The following is an 18861-nucleotide window of genomic DNA, read 5'->3' on the forward strand; positions in this document are numbered from 1 at the left end:
CGCGCGAAGGGCGCAAATTTCACCATTCCTCCAACCACGGACGCAGGTCGAGTTCATGCGTCCACGCATCGCGCGGCTGCTGATGCAGCATCCAGTAAGCGTCGGCGATATGGTCGGGATTCAGAATGCCGTCGCGCTCCTTGAGCTTGTAGCGCTCCGGAAAATTCTCGCGGATGAATTCGGTATCGATCGCGCCATCGACGATGATCTGCGCAACGTGTACGCCTTCCGGCCCGAGTTCGCGCGCCATCGATTGCGCGAGCGCGCGCAGCGCGTGCTTCGCGCCCGCGAAGGCGGAGAAGCCCGCGCGTCCGCGCACGCTTGCTGTCGCGCCGGTGAAAAAGATCGAGCCGCGCGCGCGCGGCAGCATGACTTTCGCCGCCTCGCGTCCCATCAAAAAGCCCGCGAAACAGGCCATTTCCCACACCTTTTGATACACGCGCGCCGTGGTTTCGGTGATGCTGAAACGCACGTTCGCGCCGATATTGAAGATCGCGACTTCGATGGGCGCGATGTTCGCCTCGATCTCCGCAAACAGCGCGATCATGTCCTCTTCCTTGCGCGCGTCCGAGCCGAACGCGTGCGCGATGCCGCCTTCGGCTTCGATCTGCGCGACCAGCGGCGCGAGCTTGTCGGCATGGCGGCGCGTCACGCAGGCGATATAGCCTTCGCGTGCGAAACGCCGGGCAATTGCGCTGCCGGTTGCATCGCCTGCGCCGATCACGAGCACGGCTTTCTTTTGCGTCATGGTGGTTTGTCTCCTTGTCATGTTTGCCTGCATGGAGGAATATGCGTCAAACGAATTCACACACGCATGGAGGAGCGACAATGCAGGACATCAGCGTGCAGTTTCTGTTTGACTTTGGCAGTCCTAATGCTTATTTGAGCCACAAGATCATTCCCGCGATCGAGGCGCGTCACGGCGTGCGCTTCGAGTATGTGCCCATTCTGCTCGGCGGCCTGTTCAAGATGACGGGCAATCGCTCGCCGGCCGAAAGCACCGCGCAGATCGAGAACAAGCGCAAATATCTGTTCGTGGAGATGAAGCGGTTTATCGCGAAGCACGGCCTCAGTGCGTACCGGATGAATCCGCATTTTCCGGTGAATACGCTGCAGATCATGCGTGGCGCGGTGGCGGCGCAGCGCGAGGGCGTGTTCGAACGTTACGTCGATCGCATGTTCGCGCATATGTGGGAGGACGGCCTCAAGCTCGACGATCCCGACGTGCTGCGCGCCACGCTGCAAGCCGATGGATTCGACGTCGCGCGTTTTGAAACGCTGCTCGCCGACGCCGATGTGAAAGCGGGCCTGCTCGCGAATACGCAACGGGCGTTCGAGCGCGGTGCGTTCGGTGCGCCCACGTTCTTTGTCGGCGACGAGATGTTCTTTGGGAAGGATCAACTGCGCGATGTCGAAGACGAAATCGTGCGCGTGAAAGGCGGCGCGTAGTGTTGTAGCGGCCTTGGCGGCAGAGCGGGGAGCGCAGATGCGGTACATGCGCTTCCCCGTTTCGATGGTGCCTGTCGCGTGCCGCGTATCAGGCCGCGGCGGGCGCTTCGGCTTCGCTCGCCGACATCACGCCGATCCGCTCACGCGCCGCATCGTATTCGCGCTTCAGACGCGCGATCAGATCGGCGGCGGGCACGATCGCTTTCACTGCACCGATGCCCTGGCCCGAACCCCAGATGTCCTTCCACGGCTTCACGCGGTTAGAGCCGAAATTCATGGCCGTGGGATCCGATTCCGGCAGCGCGTCCGGATCGAGGCCGCTCGCGACGATGCTCGAACGCAGATAGTTGCCGTGCACGCCCGTGAAGAGATTCGAGTAGACGATATCGGCGGCGTCGCTGTCGACGATCATCTGCTTGTAGGCTTCGACGGCGTTCGCTTCCTGCGTGGCGATGAAGGCCGAGCCGATATACGCGAGGTCCGCGCCCGCCGCCTGGGCGGCGAGAATCGCGTTGCCGTTGCCGATCGCGCCCGAGAGCAGCAGCGGGCCGTCGAACCATTCGCGGATCTCGTGAATCAGCGCGAACGGCGAGAGCGTGCCCGCATGACCGCCCGCGCCGGCCGCGACGGCGATCAGACCGTCGGCGCCTTTCTCGATGGCTTTCTTCGCGAACTTATTGTTGATGACGTCGTGCAGCACGATGCCGCCCCAGCTATGCACCGCCTGATTCACTTCCTCGCGCGCGCCGAGCGACGTGATGACGATCGGCACCTTGTATTGCGCGCAGATCCCCAGATCGTGCTGCAGCCGATCGTTCGACTTGTGGACGATCTGATTCACCGCGAACGGTGCGGCGGGGCGATCGGGGTGCTTCGCGTTGTATTCGGCGAGTTCGGTGGTGATGCGGTCGAGCCACTCGCCGAGCACGTGCTCGGGGCGCGCGTTGAGCGCCGGGAAGGAGCCGACCACGCCTGCCTTGCACTGCGCGATCACGAGATCGGGGTTCGAGATGATGAAGAGCGGCGAGCCGACGACCGGAATCGACAGGCCACGGCGCAGCACGGCGGGCAGGGACATCCCTTATCTCCTTGATGATGGCGGCGGCCCGCGATGGGCGCCGACGCGTTGTTCGTAGGGCGGCGCTTGCACGCGCCGGCAGGGCTAAACATAGCAAAGGCGACAGCACTATGCAACCAGTTGCATAGTGCTGTTTCTCGGGACGCGTTCGGAACCGCGGCGGGAGATTCGTGGCGGGAGATATTCGGGACGGAACCAGGGCGGCGGCGCGGGAGGCGTGGTTTAGAATCGCCGCATGTCGACTCCTCACGCCATCCTCATCGCCCTGCTCGAAAAGCCGTCGTCGGGCTACGACCTTGCCCGGCGCTTCGACCGGGCCATCGGCTACTTCTGGCAGGCTACGCATCAGCAGATCTACCGCGAACTCGGCCGCATGGTCGCGTCGGGATGGGTGACGGTGGTCGAGGAGGGCGCGGCGGCGTCGCGCAAGAAGATTTACCGGGTGCTGCCCGTCGGGCGCGAGGAAGTCGCGCGCTGGGTGCGCAAGACGCGGCTCGGCGTGGATGATCGCAACGTGTTCCTGCTCAAGCTGCGGGCGGATGCGGTGATTGGTCCGCTGGGGCTCGGCGAGGAATTGCGGCGCTTGATCGACGAGGCGAGCGCGCGGCTGGAGACCTATCGCGAGATCGAGCGGCGCGACTTCGGTGCGGCGCAGCTCACGCGTGCCCAGCAATTGCAGTATGCGATTCTCAAGGCGGGTATTCAGACGCAGACCCAGTGGCTTGCGTGGGCCGAGGAATTGCGTGCGATCGTGGGCGATGAAGCGGCTTGAATCCCGGTGCGCACGCCGTTTGAATATGATTCGGATGCCGAAGTAATGGGGTGGGGCAACGATCGCACCAGGTGGCGCATGAACACGATGATGAAAAAAGTGTTGACGTAAAGGAATCGTGGTCCTATAATTCTTTTCTCTGACGGACGCGGGGTGGAGCAGTCTGGCAGCTCGTCGGGCTCATAACCCGAAGGTCACAGGTTCAAATCCTGTCCCCGCAACCAATACCGTCAAGGCTTGCAGCCGGTTTCTTGTGTATCACGGAATCGCGCTGTTTTGCCCGTAGGAAAATCGCCGCGAAACTTAGGTGATTTTTTCCGAAACATCGAACCCGCCTTGAGCGGGTTTTTTGTTGCCTGTTGATCTGGCGTCTCGTTCCTCACCGTCACTGGCCTCAAGGCCGAACAAGGCTGTCTGCTACATCGTCGGGCAAACGTTGATGCAAGGCCATCAGGTCGGAAAGCAATCTGACGGTCTGCAAAAGTATGGCCGCCATCTCTGGCTGGGTTGTCGTGCGCGGTGGCGTATGTGTCCATATCACTTCATCGGCGGCTGCGTTTTGCATGAGGCGAAGAAGTTTCAGATACGAGTCCTGAAATTCCCCGGGCAGATAGAGACTGACGCGCTGGACCGTATCCGCAAATTTGCTCATATCCTGGATTACCACGCTGTATGTGCAGCGCTGTTCCGGCGGCAAACCGACGTTCGCGAGAAAATCATGAGGGACACGTTCCAGCACGTCGTGCACTTCGTGATAGGCATCAAGCTTTAAGGCAAACATCTTCTCCGCTACGACCTTGCGCATTTCAGCACGCAAGCGCTCTGCGCTCTGTTTGCTGGCAAGTTCAGCCTTGTACCTCTCCATTTCGCGCGCGAGTTCGTGCTTGTAGTGGTCCGCGTCGCGCTCTAGGTTTTTGGCCACTCGCCTGGTTAGCCAAGCCGCTATCGTGTCTCTGAAAATGATGGAGATGCCCAACACGATCGCGAGAGTCACAGCCGAAGCACCGCCCAGCGCGGCGAGTATCCATTTCAGTACTTCCATCAAGCCCCCGTTTGCTCTGAATGCTGGCGCTAATAGTATCGCCTGGCGCCGCCGTACTTCGTCCCCTGTGAGCGGTCCAATCCGCTCCATCTCATTTCCAGGCCTGCGTGGAATTCGCGCAATCGCCTTGCGTGCGTCCTTTACCGTCGCGCTGTCCTTTCTGGACGTACCAATACTCTTCCGCCGCTAACGCGTTCAGTTCCGCAAGCGCATGCCGTCCTGTCCGCACTTCCAGGGCAAACTGCCTCACTATCTCGCTGTGGTGTTCCTTCCAGATGCGCCACAATTCCTCATGCGTCGGCGTGAAGAGCGGCGGTATTGCTCGCGCATGGTGAAAGGCTCCCAGGCCGTTTAAACAGCCGTAGAAACTAAAGACGCGCCCCTTGGGGCGGGTTCATTTATTCGGGAAGCGCTCTGGCTTCCGAATAAATTGCGATAGCACGCTCAGTTTGTGGAATGTCAAATCGCGTTTCGCTCACGACGCAGAACGGATAAATCAAACTCCACTTTAAAGATTGTCTGATGGTCTGCCCCCTTGCGTAATTCGACGATTACCGGTTAGCGGCGGAGGGTCCGCCGTGACTGTGCCGGTCGCGTACCTGTACGGTTTCCCATACCTGCAATCGAACGGAGGCACGCACATGAGGCGTTATCTGTTGAGGCTAGGAGATAAATCCACGGCGGGCGGTGTTGTCCTGGAAGGCGCGGAAAACTGCACGCACCACGGAATACCGATTACGTTTATCGGCGCGCAGGTCTGGTGCGAAGGTTGTAAATCGAACGGTTACATCGAGTCGGTAGGTCCGCACCATCCCGCAACGATGCTCGGAAAGCAGCAGGCACTGGAAGGCGACATCTGCATCTGCAAGTGTTCACCGCCGCCCGTTTTCCACGCGTCGCAAGCAAGTGCTTTTCACAACTGGGAGGACGAATGGGGGGAAATGGGCTATAGCGCGAGTCTCGCCGCACTACAGGACATGCAGCGCGCCCCATACGATGAGCAATTTACGCTCACTGACAGCACCGGGCGCGCACTTTCGAAGGTTCGCTATCGCGTCCTATCTGACTCAGCGGTCGTCGCAAGCGGCGTGACTGACTCAGAGGGGCGCACCGTGCGTATCAGTACGGAAACATCGCGGCGGGTAGAAGTTGAAATCATTGTGGGAAGATGAAATGAGCGATCTTCCTGGAAAAAATGAATATGGATTCAAAGTCAATGAAGAAGAATGGATTACGGTTCATTCTACTGCGGTCACAAACACGAATCCCGGATCGATGGTAACGGTAAAAATCAATACCGAAAGAATCTGCGAGGACATGTCCAACAAAGAATTCAGAGAAATTATTAATAGCATTCTCCAGCGTGCAGTTCCACTAGTCGAAGCCCGCGTGCGCGCCTTGAAGTTGTGGACGCCGAACGAGCGCGCACGCGTACAGCGCTGGTTTGGGCGAAATGATGAAACAGCGCGCACGATTCTGCTAAACGGTATAGCGCGTGTGAGCGCGGTCCTGCGCGGGCTTAGTCCGGCAAATTTCGTTCGAACTGGAAGCGACCGCGACAGAGCGACAGGTTGTATGCCGAATCCTGCGAGGTCTGGCCAGGAGGCCGCGCATGTATGCGCGCCGGATACGGCAACGCACACTATTAGCATTAGTCCGCTGTTTTTCACCATGCGGCATTGGTCGGACAATGCGGATTCGCGCGTATCGACCGTAATTCACGAAGTCACACACTTCCTGGACACAATGGCTAGCAAAGATCATCAATATACGATTGCGTTTACGCTTCGTGATTGGGCACAATCGAATTCTGATCTTGCGCTCAATAACGCCGATAGTGTTGCTGGCTATATTGTCGAGGGCGACTAAATTGAAACGAGTCATTCTGTTGCTGTCACTCGCGCTTTCGATGCCTTGTGCGCTCGCCTGTGAGGGATCGTCGCCGATTCCAGGCGTAACGAGAGATATAAATTTCGGATTTAATTCGAGTGAGATAAGTAATGCGGAGATTCTTTCACTCGCAAACTGGGTCGTAGACACGCATAGTAAGCGCTCCGTCCTTAAGGGTGTTTCTATTACCGGCTTGGCGGACAAGCGCGAGCATAACGCTCAACATATCGCAGAAGCGCGGGCGAACGTCGTCAAGAAAACCTTGGACGTGCTTGGCGTGCAGGCAGCGCAGTATGAAGTCACAGCGCACCTTTACAGGCCCGCCTTGCCAAACGACAAATTTGAGCCATCAGGAACCAGAGCGGAATTAACGCTTATTCCGGAATGTCTGGAGAAGTAACGTTTTTCGCACGCCAAATCGTGCGGGCTTTATCCTTTGCAGCGCCGCATCAGCGCGGCGCTACCTTTGCCTTCCTGTCACGCTTCATTCAGCGCCCAATCCACTGCCGCCTGCGCATGGAGCGCCGTCGTGTCGAACACGGGCAGCGCGGAATCCTCAGCACGTATCAGCAGCGTGATCTCGGTGCAGCCGAGTATCACCGCTTGCGCCCCGGCCTGTGCCAGCGCTTCGATCGTGCGCTGATAAATCTGTCGCGATTCTGTTTTCACATTCCCGTGGCACAGCTCGTCATAGATGATGCGATGCACGTCGGCGCGCGCTGCGTCGTCGGGCACGATCGCCTCGATGCCGTGAACGTCGCGCAGCCGCCCCACGTAGAAGTCCTGCTCCATCGTGTAGCGCGTGCCCAGCAGGCCGACGCGTGTGACGCCCGCCGCGCGTAGCGCCGCGCCGGTCGGGTCCGCGATATGCAGGAAGGGAATCGCGATCGCCGCTTCGATCGACGCGCACACGCGATGCATCGTGTTGGTCGCGAGCAGCACGATCCCTGCGCTGCCGCGTTCGAGTTGCGTCGCCGCCTGCGCCATCTGCACGCCGAGCGCGTCCCAGTCGCCCGCGCGCTGGAGCGCTTCGATATCCGCGAAATCGACGGTCGCCATCAGGCTGCGCGCGTTGTGGTGCCCGCCCAGCCGTGCCTTCGTATACGTGTTGAGCAGGCGGTAATACTCCGCCGACGATTCCCAGCTCATGCCGCCAATTACGCCGATCGTTTTCATCATCTGCCAATGCCGAAAGAGGTAAGGATCGAACGAGTATAGGCGTGTGTCCTGCGCTGTACAGGTACGGTGCGGCGCAAGTGTCACGATACGGATTGGGCACAGCGCGCGGACAGTTATCGCGAAATTCGATCACTTCAGTACAGTCGGGCGCGGGTGTATGGGTGCTGCGCTGTGGCTTCCGAACTGGCACCTCATTTCTGTCGCCGATAGAATCGGATCACATGCCGCGATGCGCTGGCCGCATCGGGCCCACAACAAGACGCCACCCAGGAGCTTCGCCATGGACCTGATCGTTCGCCGCGCCGTGCTTGCGCATGGCCATCCCGCCGGCCATGCCACTGTCGATATCGGTATCGAGTCGGGGCGCATCGTGGCCGTCGAGCCGCATATCGACACCCAGGCGGACGCCCAGGCGCGCGAGGTGATCGACGCGGGCGGCATGCTCGTGAGCGCGCCATTCGTCGACGCGCATTTCCACATGGACGCCACGTTGTCGTACGGGCTGCCGCGCGTGAACGCATCGGGCACGCTGCTCGAAGGCATTGCGCTGTGGGGTGAACTCAAACCGCATCTCACCCAGGAAGCACTGGTCGAACGCGCGTTACAGTACTGCGATTGGGCCGTCGCGCGCGGGTTGCTCGCGATCCGCTCGCATGTCGATGTCTGTGACGAACGACTGCTCGCGGTCGAGGCGCTGCTCGAAGTGAAGCGTCGCGTCGCGCCTTATCTCGATCTGCAACTCGTGGCCTTTCCGCAAGACGGCGTACTGCGCAGTCCGGGCGCGTTCGACAATCTCAAGCGTGCGATTGCGATGGGCGTCGACGTGGTCGGCGGCATTCCGCATTTCGAGCGCACGATGGCCGACGGCGCGGAATCCGTGCGACTGCTCTGCGAATTCGCCGCGGAAAAAGGCCTGCGCGTGGACATGCATTGCGATGAGTCCGACGATCCGCTCTCGCGTCACATCGAAACGCTGGCGGCGCAGACGCACCGCCTCGGATTGCATGGGCGCGTGACTGGTTCGCATCTGACGTCGATGCACTCGATGGACAACTACTACGTGAGCAAGCTGATTCCGCTGATTCGCGAGTCGGGCGTGTCGGCGATCGCGAATCCGCTCATCAACATCACGTTGCAGGGGCGCGCCGACACCTATCCGAAGCGGCGCGGCATGACGCGCGTGCCCGAGTTGATGGCGGCGGGCGTGACGGTCGCGTTCGGCCACGATTGCGTGATGGACCCGTGGTACAGCTTCGGCTCGGGCGACATGCTCGAAGTCGCGCACATGGGCTTGCACGTCGCGCAGATGACGGGCGTCGACGCCACGCGCGCATGCTTCGATGCGGTTACTGTCAATCCCGCGCAGATTCTCGGGCTCGAAGGCTATGGCATCGCGCCGGGCTGTGCCGCGAATCTCGTCGTGCTCGATGCCCGCGATCCGATCGAGGCAATTCGTTTGCGCGCCGCGCGACTCGCGGTCGTGAGCCGGGGCAGGGTGGTGAGCCGCCAACCGCCGCAGCGCGCGTCGCTCACGCTCGACGGACGGCCTGGCAGCGTCGATTTCAAGCTGCATCGCTGAATGACGAAGCGCTAGCAGCGGTATCGAGCGGCCATAAAAAAACCGCGCACCGAAGTGCGCGGTTTTGCTTTTCGGCGTAGCGGTCGTGAACCGCTGTGAACGCCGCGAAGCTCAATGCGCCGGCGGCTGCTCCATGCCGTTGTGGCGCAGCAGCGCGTCGATGCTCGGCTCGCGGCCGCGGAACGCCTTGAACGATTCCATCGCCGGCCGGCTGCCGCCCACTTCCAGAATCTCCTTGCGATAGCGCGTGCCGGTGGCCGCGTCGAGCACGCTCGACTTCGTGGCTTGCGCGGCTTCCTCGAACGCCGCGTAGGCGTCGGCGGACAGCACTTCGGCCCACTTGTAGCTGTAGTAGCCCGCTGCGTAGCCGCCCGCGAAGATGTGGCTGAACGTATTCGGCCAGCGCGAGAACGGCGCCTGCGGAATCACGTGATAACGCTCGTTGATTTCGCGCGCGAGTTCGTTCACGGTCTTGCCCTTCGAGGCGTCGAAGTCCACGTGCAGCGCCATGTCGAACATCGAGAACACGATCTGGCGCAGCGTGCCCAGACCGCTCTGGAAGTTCTTGGCGGCGAGCATCTTGTCGAAGAGTTCGCGCGGCAGCGGCTTGGCCGTATCGACGTGCGAGGTCATCTCCGTGAGGACGTCCCACTCCCAGCAGAAGTTTTCCATGAACTGCGACGGCAGTTCGACCGCGTCCCATTCCACGCCGTTGATGCCGGAGACCGAGAGTTCATCGACGCGCGTGAGCATGTGATGCAGGCCGTGGCCGAACTCGTGGAACAGCGTGATGACTTCGTCGTGCGTGAAGCAGGCCGGACGGCCGCCCACCGGCGCCGAGAAGTTGCAGGTGAGGTACGCGACCGGCGTCTGCACGCCGTTGGCTTCGAGCTTGCGGCGCGAGCGCGCGTCGTCCATCCATGCGCCGCCGCGCTTGCCTTCGCGTGCGTAGAGGTCGAGATAGAACTGCGCGACCAGTGAGCCGTCGGTGTTCTCGACGCGGAAGAAGCGCACGTCGTTGTTCCAGACCGGCGCGCTGTCGTCGCGGATACGCACGCCGAACAGCGTTTCCGTGACCTTGAAGAGGCCCTTGAGCACGAAGTCTTCGGGGAAGTACTGCTTCACCTCGTTTTCGGAGAACGAATAGCGCTTCTGGCGCAGACGCTCGGCCGCGAACGCCATGTCCCACGGTTCGAGTTGCGTGAGGCCGAATTCGCTGGCGGCGAATTCGCGCAGTTCTTCCCAGTCTTTCTCGGCGTGCGGACGCGCGCGCGTGGCGAGGTCTTCGAGAAAGCTCATGACCTGCGCGGGCGATTCGGCCATCTTCGGCGTGAGCGAGACTTCGGCGAAGTTGTTGTAGCCGAGCATCTTCGCTTCTTCGGCGCGCAGCTTGAGCTGTTCGTCGACGATCGCGGTGTTGTCCCATTCAGGCTTGCCGCCGCCATAGACCGGACCAAGTTCCGATGCGCGCGTGACGTAGGCGCGGTACATCGTTTCGCGCATTGCGCGGTTTTCCGAATACTGTAGCACCGGGAAATACGAGGGGAAGTGCAGCGTGAACTTCCAGCCTTCCTGGTTATCGCGCTCGGCGGCTTCGCGCGCGGCGGCGATCACGTCTTCGGGCAGACCGGCGAGTTCCTTTTCGTCCTTTGCGTAGAACGCGTAGGCGTTGGTCGCGTCGAGCACGTGGTCCGAGAACGCCTTCGAGAGCGCGGCCTGGCGCTCCTGCAATTCGGCGAAACGCGGCTTCTGCTCTTCGGGCAACTCCGCGCCCGAGAGGCGGAAGTCGCGCAGCGCGTTGTCGAGAATCTTCTTGCGCTCGCTCGTGAGCAACTGGAACGAGTTGTGATTCGTGATGGCCTTGTACTTCTCGTACAGCGCGAGATTCTGGCCGACGCTCGACCAGAACTCGGTCACGCGCGGCAGATTCTCGCCGTAGACGGCGCGCAGTTCGGGCGTATCGGCGACGGCGTTCAGGTGGCCGATCACGCCCCAGGCGCGCGAGAGCGGTTCGGTGACGCGCTCGACGGGCTCGACCACGTCGCTCCATTGCGCGGGCGTCATCGGTTGCGCGGCGCGTTCGACGGCGGCGTTGGCGTTCGCGAGCAGCACGTCGAGCGCGGGCGTCACGTGTTCGGGGCGGATTTCGCCGAAGCGCGGCAGGCCGGAGAAGTCGAGCAGCGGATTATCGGAGGAAGTCGTTGCCATGGTGCGTCCTGTTCCTTCTGTCGCGGTTAATCGATTCGGGGCGCCGCGTGGTCGCGCGCCCCGGCTGTGGGTTCGTTAGATCGGTTATTGGGGCGCAGTGCGCGCTTTCCAACCGGGTCATGCGAGCAAATTAGCAGAAGTCGGCTCGCGGCGGCGAAATCCCGACGCGCGAAACGGCGCGCGCACGGGCATCAGGCGTAAAAAAGCCCCGGATTTCCGGGGCTTTTTTAATATCGACGCAGGCGGCGCCATGTTGCGCCGCGCAATGCGAGGCTTGGTGCAACGGGCGGCAAACAGCGGGCCAACACCGGGCCGACAGCGACCTTACACGCCGGCCGCGCGCTCCGCCGCTTCGATCGTGTTGACGAGCAGCATGGTGATGGTCATCGGACCGACGCCGCCCGGCACCGGTGTGATGAAGCCGGCCTTGTCCTTGAGGCCCGCGAAGTCGACGTCGCCGCACAGCTTGCCGTTGTCGTCGCGGTTCATGCCCACGTCGATCACGGTCGCGCCCGGCTTGATCATGTCGGCGGTCAGCACGTTGCGCTTGCCGACGGCGGCCACGACGATGTCCGCGTCGAGCGTGTGCTTCGCGAGGTCGCGCGTCTTGCTGTGGCAGATCGTGACCGTCGCGCCCTTTTCGAGCAGCAGCAGCGCCATCGGCTTGCCGACGATGTTCGAGCGGCCGATCACCACGGCGTTCGCGCCTTCGAGCGGAATCTTGTATTCCTCGAACATCTTCATCACGCCGTAAGGCGTGCAGGGGCGGAACAGCGGCTGGCCGGTCATGAGCGCGCCGGCGTTGGCGACGTGGAAGCCGTCGACGTCTTTCTCGGGGGCAATTGCCTCGATCACCTTGTGGCTGTCGATATGCTTGGGCAGCGGCAGTTGCACGAGGATGCCGTGGATCTTCGGATCGTTGTTCAGTTCGTCGATGCGCTTGAGCAGATCGGCTTCCGAGAGCGTATCCGGATAGCGGTCGTACGACGAATGGAGGCCGTTGTCCTCGCACGCCTTGATCTTGTTGCGCACGTAGACCTCGCTCGCCGGATTGTCGCCGACCAGCACGACCGCTAGGCCCGGCTGATGGCCGCGTGCGGCGAGAGCGGCAGCGCGCGTGGCGACGTCGGCGCGCAGTTTCTTGGAGAGGGCGAGGCCGTCGATGAGGGTGGCAGTCATGGTCGGTCGAGAGTCGAGTGAGGCAGATGACAAAAGCGCGGAGCGCGAGTCGCCGGGGCAAGCGGCGGGGCGCGAACGAAGCGAATCCTAAGCGAATCCTGCGTCGCCGCGCGCGGATCAACAATCGCGCGAAAGCGGGCGCCGCTGTGGAGGCCGACATTATACCCGTGCGACGGGCGTGACTTGTCGCGGCCGGACGGATCGGCGGCCGGTTCTGGAAGGAAAACTGCGGAGAATGGCGGTGAAGCCGTGCGGCGGTTGCCGCAGCGGCTTCACGAATGACGCAGCGGTTACTGCTGCTGCGCCTGTTGCGGCTTGTTGGAGAGCGCCAGACGGAGCAGGTCGGCGACCGTGTTCACGTTGAGCTTTTCCATGATGTTCGCGCGGTGCGCTTCGACGGTCTTGATGCTGATGCCGAGGTCGTCGGCGATCTGCTTGTTCAGGCGGCCCGCGATGATGCGCTCGAGCACCTGATGCTCGCGCGCCGTGAGCTTGCCCAGACGTTCGGCCGCCGCGCGCTGCTGCTGCACGTTGGTGCTTTCGCTGCGCGCCTTGTCGAGCATGCGCTCGACCAGCTTGCGCAGTTCGGCTTCGTCGAACGGCTTCTCGATGAAGTCCATCGCGCCCTTCTTCATCGTGGAGACGGCCATCGGCACGTCGCCGTGGCCCGTGACGAAGATGATCGGCAGCGACGCGTTGTCGGCGATCAGGCGCTCCTGGAGTTCGAGCCCGCTCATGCCCTGCATGCGCACGTCCAGAATCAGACAGGCGATCTGACCGGCTTGCTGCGCGGGCTGGTACGCCTCGAGGAATTCTTCCGCGCTCGTGAAGCACTGAACGCGGTAGCCGTTCGCTTCGAGCAGCCAGCGCAGGGAGTCTCGGACGGCCTCGTCGTCGTCGACGACAAAGACGGTTTCCTGGGTGGTGACTGGGCTGTTCATGGCTCTCCCGTAACGGTTTGTGGAGTCGGTTCGTCACGACCGTCCCGCGAGGGCTGGTCGGACTCGCCGATGGGCAGACTGCAATGGAACGTGGCGCCGCTGATGTGGCCGTCTGCTTCGACGTTGTTGACCACCCAGAGACGCCCGCGATGCGATTCGATGATCGAGCGGCAAATATTCAGCCCCATGCCCATGCCGTCGGACTTGGTGCTGTAGAACGGTTCGAACAGGCGCTCGGCGGTGGCTTCGTCCACGCCCGGCCCCTGGTCGATCACGCTGATGCAGACGTGGCCGCCTTCGCGCTTCACGATCACGCGGATCACCGGGTCGATCGCCGCATCGGGCGCATTCGGACGCGCGTCGGCCATCGCTTCGGCGGCGTTCTTCAAGAGGTTGACGAGCACCTGCTCGATCAGCACCGGATCGACGTAGATCACGGGCATGCGCGAGCGCATGTCGGTCACGATGCGGATACGGCGCTTGCGCGCTTCGATCTCGGCGAGCCCCACGGCGTCGGCGACGATGTCGGCGACACGCGCGGCCTGGCGCTTAGGTTCGGAGCGCTTCACGAATTCACGGATGCGCTTGATGATCATGCCCGCGCGCACGGCCTGCTGCGCGGTTTTTTCGAGCGCGGGCAGCAGGTTCTCGGGCGCGCCGCGGCCCGATTTCACCAGCGCGACGGTGCCCGAGGCGTAGTTGTTGATCGCCGCGAGCGGCTGGTTCAACTCGTGCGCGAGCGACGAGGCCATTTCGCCCATCGTCATCAGGCGGCTCGTGAACTGCAGCTTTTCGTCCTGCTGGCGGGCCAGTTCCTGCGCCTGCTTGCGCGTGGTGATGTCGGTTGCGATCTGCATCTGCGCGAGGTGGCCGTCGACCCACTGAATATACTGGCGGCGCACTTCGAACCACTTCTGGATGCTCTCGACGTAAATCTCCTGCGCGTCGGCGGTGCTCTCGGTGAGCGCCGTGGCGGGCAGGCCGGCGAAGGCGTCGACCATGTCGATGGAGTCCGACGAGGCGCTCGACGAATCGAAACCGCCGCCGCCCGCGAGTTCCAGATGGCCGTCCGGGCGGATGCCGAACAGATGGCGGTAGTAGCGGTTGGCGAACAGCAGTTCGGCTTCGTCGGCGGCCAGCACGGAGACGGCCGCGTCGAGGCTTTCGAGCACGGTCGTGAAGCGCTCGTGGGCGGCGGCGAGTTCTTCGCGCGCGCGTTTCGGTTCGGTGATGTCGGTCATCGACGACATCCAGCCGGTCTGGCGGCCCGAGCTGTCGATCAGCGGCGAGACGTAGAGGCGCGCGTGGAACTGCGAACTGTCCTTGCGGCGCACGCGCAGCTCGAAGCCCGAGGAGGGCGCTTTGCCGCGCAGCGTCATGTCGAGCTGGCGCTGCATTTCCGGATAGCTGTCGCGCGGCCAGTAGGGGAACGGCGCGGTCTTGCCGACCAGATCGCTTTCGTCCCAGCCGGTCATGCGGCAAAACGCCGGATTGACGTGCGTGATGCGGCCATGCATGTCGAGCACGCGCATGCCGATCAGCACCGAATTTTCCATCGCGCGGCGGAAGAACGCTTCCGCATAGAGCGCCTGCTGCGCCTCGAAGCGCTGGCGCGTGTGCTTCCACAGGCTCCAGAGGCTCCACAGCACGAAGCAGGAGAGCCCCGCGACCAGCCACACGAGCGTGTTGTTCGTGAAGTTGGTCATCTGCGGATACGAATAGACGCGCACCGAGACGCCCTGGCCCGGCGGATCGAGCGGCAGATCGTAATAGACGTCGCGCGGCAGGCGCGGGCGCGTCGAGGTAGTGGCGAGTTCGCGGTTGTTCGCGTCGAGGATCGAAATCTTGTACTTGGCCGACAGCTCCGGCGGGATGTCGTGCTTCAGGATGCCTTCGACCGAGAACACGGCCGCGATGGAGCCAAGAAATTCGCGATCGCGGTATACCGGCGTCTGGAGCGTGATGTAGCCGTTGCCGACGTCGTCGTAAATGAGCGGCGAATAGACCTGGCGGCGCGTGGAGCGCGCCTCGGCGAACGCGGCCTTCACGGCATCGTCCATCTGCGAGTCGTTGGGCTTGGCGAGGCGCTGTCCGAAGACCGGCAGCGCGGTATTGGGCCAGCGCGGCTCCTGCTGGCTGGTGTACCAGTTCAGGTAAAGGATTTCGGGATGGCCCTGCATGATGTCCGTGGTGGACACCTGGAACGACTGCGGGTCGTTATGGCCCGCGACCAGATCGCGCGCCAGCGCCTGCAATTGCTCTTGCGCGCCCGTCATGGAGAGGCGGATCTGCTGCTGGGCCCAGGCCACGTTGCGATAGAGCGTGTCTTCCTGCTGCTGCTGCTCGCGGCGGTTGAGGCTCCAGAGGATCAGGCTCATGACGATCAGAAATACGAGGATCGACAGGAGCGGCGTCAACAAATAGGAGTTCGACCACCAGGGTCCGTGGTGCCAGCGAGACGGCGACGACTCGCCGGGCGAACCGGGCGGCCGCGCCGAGCGTGCGAAAAGCCGTTCGGTCAACATGGCAAGGATTGTAGCTCAGCGTAAGAGTCCAAAATGCCGTGAAAAAAGCATTAAATCGCAGATAAACCGGCCCAAACTGGTTGATATAGGCGCAAGGGCCTGAACGATTCAGCGTGCGCCGCAGCATTTTTTTGCATTATGAAATGTCATCTCGCGATTCGAAAATTTCCTTGCGCGAGTTCGGGGGCGTCATTACAATCGCCCGCAAAGCTGCTGCGGTCGGCCCGGTTACGTCTGGGCGTCGTCGCCCGCATGGTCCGATCAACAGCGTTCCCCTACATCCAGGAGACGAGCATGTCCGCTGTACCCGACGAAGTCCTGAAGTACGTTGCCGCCGACAAGGACGAGGATCCCCAGGAAACCGCAGAATGGCTCGAGGCGCTCGATGGCGTCATTTCGACCATCGGTCCCGACCGCGCCCATTACCTGATCGAAAAGCAGATCGAATTCGCCCGTGTGCACGGCGAGCATCTGCCTTTCTCGGCGAACACGCCGTACATCAACACCATCCCGGTCGCCAACCAGGCGAAGAACCCCGGTGACCAGGACATCGAACACCGTATCCGCTCGTACACGCGCTGGAACGCCATGGCCATGGTGCTGCGCGCGGGCAAGCACACGAACGTGGGCGGTCACATTGCCTCGTTCGCGTCGGCTGCCACGCTCTATGACGTCGGCTACAACCACTTCTGGCACGCACCGTCGGACAACCACGGCGGCGATCTGATTTTCGTGCAGGGCCACTCGTCGCCGGGCGTCTACTCGCGCGCGTTCCTGCTCGGCCGTCTGAGCGAAAAGCAACTCGACAACTTCCGCCAGGAAGTGGGCGGCGAGGGCATCTCGTCGTATCCGCACCCGTGGCTGATGCCGGACTTCTGGCAGTTCCCGACCGTCTCGATGGGCCTCGGCCCGATCATGGCGATCTATCAGGCCCGCTTCATGAAGTACATGCAGGCGCGCGGCATCGTGAAGACCGAAGGCCGCAAGGTCTGGGCTTTCCTCGGCGACGGTGAAACGGACGAGCCGGAATCGCTCGGCGCGATCGGCATGGCCGGCCGCGAGCGTCTGGACAACCTCGTGTTCGTCATCAACTGCAACCTGCAGCGTCTCGACGGCCCGGTGCGCGGCAACGGCAAGATCATCCAGGAACTCGAAAGCGAGTTCCGCGGCGCCGGCTGGAACGTCATCAAGGTCATCTGGGGTTCGCGCTGGGACGCGCTGTTCGCGCGCGACAAGTCGGGCGCGCTGATGCGCCGCATGATGGAAGTCGTCGACGGCGAGTACCAGACGTACAAGTCGGAGTCGGGCGCGTATGTTCGCGAGCACTTCTTCAACACGCCGGAACTGAAGGCGCTGGTCGCCGACTGGTCCGACGACGACATCTGGAACCTGAACCGCGGCGGCCACGACCCGCACAAGATCTACGCGGCGTTCCATGAAGCTTCGAATTCGAAGGGCCAGCCGACCGTCATCCTCGCGAAGACGATCAAGGGCTACGGCATGGGCGAAGCCGGTCAGGCGATGAACATCACCCACCAGCAGAAGAAGATGCAGGTGGATCAGCTCAAGAAGTTCCGCGACCAGTTCCGTCTGCCGATCACCGACGAGCAGATCGTCGACGTGCCGTATCTGACGTTCGAAGAAGGCTCGAAGGAACTCGAATACATGCGCCAGAAGCGCATGGACCTCGGCGGTTACCTGCCGGCGCGCCGCCAGAAGGCCGCCTCGCTGCCGGTGCCGGCGCTCGACGCATTCGAGCCGCTGCTCAAGGGCACGGGCGAAGGCCGCGAGATCTCCACGACGATGGCGTTCGTGCGTATCCTCAACATCCTGTTGAAGGACAAGCAGCTCGGCAAGCGCGTCGTGCCGATCGTGCCGGACGAATCGCGTACCTTCGGCATGGAAGGTCTGTTCCGCCAGATCGGCATCTGGAATCAGCAAGGCCAGAAGTACGTGCCGGAAGATTCGGACCAGCTGATGTTCTACAAGGAATCGGAAAGCGGTCAGATTCTGCAGGAAGGCATCAACGAAGCCGGCGGCATGTCGGACTGGATCGCGGCCGCGACGTCGTACTCGACGCACGGCGAGACGATGATCCCGTTCTACATCTTCTATTCGATGTTCGGCATGCAGCGTATCGGCGACCTGGTGTGGGCCGCCGGCGACATGCGTTCGCGCGGCTTCCTGCTGGGCGGCACCGCAGGCCGCACGACGCTGAACGGCGAAGGTCTGCAGCACGAAGACGGTCACTCGCTCCTGTGGGCGGCATCGGTGCCGAACTGCGTGAGCTACGACCCGACCTTCGGCTATGAACTCGCGGTCATCATGCAAGACGGTCTGCGCCGCATGGTGCAGGACCAGGAAGACGTGTTCTATTACATCACCGTGATGAACGAGAACTACGAGCACCCGGCGATTCCGCAGGGCGAGGCCGTAGCCGCCGACATCATCAAGGGCATGTACGCGTTCCGCAAGGCGGACGCCAAGGCCAAGGGCCCGCGCGTTCAGCTGCTGGGCGCAGGCACGATCTTCAACGAAGTGATCGCCGCCGCCGACCTGCTGAAGAACGACTGGGGCGTCGAAGCCGACCTCTGGAGCGTGCCGAGCTTTACCGAACTGGCCCGCGAAGGCCACGAAGTCGAGCGCTGGAACCTGCTGCACCCGAGCGAGCCGCGCCGCGAATCGCACGTCGAGAAGCTGCTCAAGGGCACGGAAGGTCCGGTCATCGCTTCGACCGACTACGTGCGCGCGCTGGTCGACCAGATCCGTGGCCTCGTGCCGCGCAAGTTCGTGGTGCTCGGCACCGACGGTTTCGGCCGTTCGGACACGCGTGAAAAGCTGCGTCACTTCTTCGAAGTCGATCGTTACTGGACGACGGTTGCAGCGCTCAACGCGCTCGCGGACGAAGGCAAGATCGAACGCAAGGTTGTCGGCGAAGCCATCGCCAAGTACAACCTCGATCCGTCGAAGCCCAACCCGATGACCGTCTAACGCATCACCCCTGTGCATGGCATGCGCG

Annotated in this window: 15 protein-coding genes and 1 tRNA gene; 8 read left to right on the top strand and 8 right to left on the bottom strand. The window is 62.3% G+C overall.

What is annotated here, in order from left to right; all coding sequences use genetic code 11:
- Window positions 1-19 precede the first annotated feature (19 nt).
- Complete coding sequence (locus G5S35_RS05735; protein ID WP_065060290.1) at window positions 20-748, bottom strand: SDR family oxidoreductase; 729 nt, start codon at window positions 746-748, stop codon at window positions 20-22.
- A gap of 80 nt (window positions 749-828) precedes the next feature.
- Between G5S35_RS05735 and G5S35_RS05740 the strand changes: the two genes are divergently transcribed.
- Complete coding sequence (locus G5S35_RS05740; protein ID WP_065060289.1) at window positions 829-1449, top strand: 2-hydroxychromene-2-carboxylate isomerase; 621 nt, start codon at window positions 829-831, stop codon at window positions 1447-1449.
- Between the two features lie 88 nt (window positions 1450-1537).
- On the opposite strand, the gene G5S35_RS05745 is transcribed toward G5S35_RS05740, so the two are convergent.
- Window positions 1538-2527, bottom strand: coding sequence for an NAD(P)H-dependent flavin oxidoreductase (locus G5S35_RS05745; RefSeq protein WP_065060288.1), 990 nt, complete (start codon window positions 2525-2527; stop codon window positions 1538-1540).
- A gap of 235 nt (window positions 2528-2762) precedes the next feature.
- On the opposite strand from G5S35_RS05745, the gene G5S35_RS05750 reads away from it, so the two are divergent.
- On the top strand, window positions 2763-3299 hold the full coding sequence (locus tag G5S35_RS05750) for a PadR family transcriptional regulator (RefSeq protein WP_183038726.1): 537 nt from the start codon (window positions 2763-2765) through the stop codon (window positions 3297-3299).
- A 147-nt stretch (window positions 3300-3446) separates the two neighbouring features.
- Window positions 3447-3523, top strand: a tRNA-Met gene (locus tag G5S35_RS05755).
- 170 nt (window positions 3524-3693) lie between these two features.
- Here G5S35_RS05755 and G5S35_RS05760 read toward each other — a convergent pair.
- Entirely contained in the window at window positions 3694-4341 is a 648-nt protein-coding gene (locus G5S35_RS05760) for a hypothetical protein (protein WP_124263161.1), read from the bottom strand.
- Between the two features lie 641 nt (window positions 4342-4982).
- Here G5S35_RS05760 and G5S35_RS05765 point away from each other — a divergent pair.
- Genes G5S35_RS05765 through G5S35_RS05775 form a run of 3 tightly spaced genes read left to right on the top strand, consistent with a single transcriptional unit; the run spans window position 4983 to window position 6631 of the window.
- Window positions 4983-5513, top strand: coding sequence for a PAAR domain-containing protein (locus tag G5S35_RS05765; RefSeq protein ID WP_074984403.1), 531 nt, complete (start codon window positions 4983-4985; stop codon window positions 5511-5513).
- A gap of 1 nt (window position 5514) precedes the next feature.
- Window positions 5515-6210, top strand: a complete 696-nt coding sequence (locus tag G5S35_RS05770; RefSeq protein WP_183038727.1) for a M35 family metalloendopeptidase — start codon at window positions 5515-5517, stop codon at window positions 6208-6210.
- 1 nt (window position 6211) lies between these two features.
- Entirely contained in the window at window positions 6212-6631 is a 420-nt protein-coding gene (locus G5S35_RS05775) for an OmpA family protein (RefSeq protein ID WP_124261188.1), read from the top strand.
- A 77-nt stretch (window positions 6632-6708) separates the two neighbouring features.
- On the opposite strand, the gene G5S35_RS05780 is transcribed toward G5S35_RS05775, so the two are convergent.
- A complete protein-coding gene (locus G5S35_RS05780) occupies window positions 6709-7407 on the bottom strand; it encodes an aspartate/glutamate racemase family protein (RefSeq protein WP_074984573.1) in 699 nt (232 codons plus the stop codon).
- A 283-nt stretch (window positions 7408-7690) separates the two neighbouring features.
- On the opposite strand from G5S35_RS05780, the gene G5S35_RS05785 reads away from it, so the two are divergent.
- Entirely contained in the window at window positions 7691-8989 is a 1299-nt protein-coding gene (locus G5S35_RS05785; RefSeq protein ID WP_074984406.1) for an amidohydrolase family protein, read from the top strand.
- A 111-nt stretch (window positions 8990-9100) separates the two neighbouring features.
- Here the strand turns inward: G5S35_RS05785 and G5S35_RS05790 are convergent, their stop codons facing one another.
- The 4 genes from G5S35_RS05790 to fixL all read right to left on the bottom strand — a co-directional run bounded on the left by G5S35_RS05790 (window position 9101) and on the right by fixL (window position 15842).
- Window positions 9101-11197 carry a M3 family metallopeptidase gene (locus G5S35_RS05790; protein ID WP_065060283.1) on the bottom strand — a complete coding sequence of 699 codons (2097 nt, stop codon included), beginning with the start codon at window positions 11195-11197 and terminating at the stop codon, window positions 9101-9103.
- 324 nt (window positions 11198-11521) lie between these two features.
- Window positions 11522-12376: a bifunctional methylenetetrahydrofolate dehydrogenase/methenyltetrahydrofolate cyclohydrolase FolD gene (folD, locus tag G5S35_RS05795; protein ID WP_065060282.1), complete on the bottom strand. Its 855-nt coding sequence runs from the start codon at window positions 12374-12376 to the stop codon at window positions 11522-11524.
- A gap of 290 nt (window positions 12377-12666) precedes the next feature.
- The gene (fixJ, locus tag G5S35_RS05800; RefSeq protein ID WP_065060281.1) at window positions 12667-13317 is read right to left on the bottom strand and encodes an oxygen response regulator transcription factor FixJ; all 651 of its coding nucleotides are present in this window, start codon (window positions 13315-13317) and stop codon (window positions 12667-12669) included.
- Entirely contained in the window at window positions 13314-15842 is a 2529-nt protein-coding gene (gene fixL / locus G5S35_RS05805) for an oxygen sensor histidine kinase FixL (protein WP_074984412.1), read from the bottom strand. The genes fixJ and fixL overlap by 4 nt, the downstream gene beginning before the upstream one ends.
- A gap of 294 nt (window positions 15843-16136) precedes the next feature.
- On the opposite strand from fixL, the gene aceE reads away from it, so the two are divergent.
- Window positions 16137-18833: a pyruvate dehydrogenase (acetyl-transferring), homodimeric type gene (gene aceE / locus G5S35_RS05810; RefSeq protein ID WP_065060279.1), complete on the top strand. Its 2697-nt coding sequence runs from the start codon at window positions 16137-16139 to the stop codon at window positions 18831-18833.
- Window positions 18834-18861 lie beyond the last annotated feature (28 nt).

The organism is Paraburkholderia tropica, from assembly GCF_014171495.1.
GTDB classification, from domain to species: Bacteria; Pseudomonadota; Gammaproteobacteria; order Burkholderiales; family Burkholderiaceae; genus Paraburkholderia; species Paraburkholderia tropica.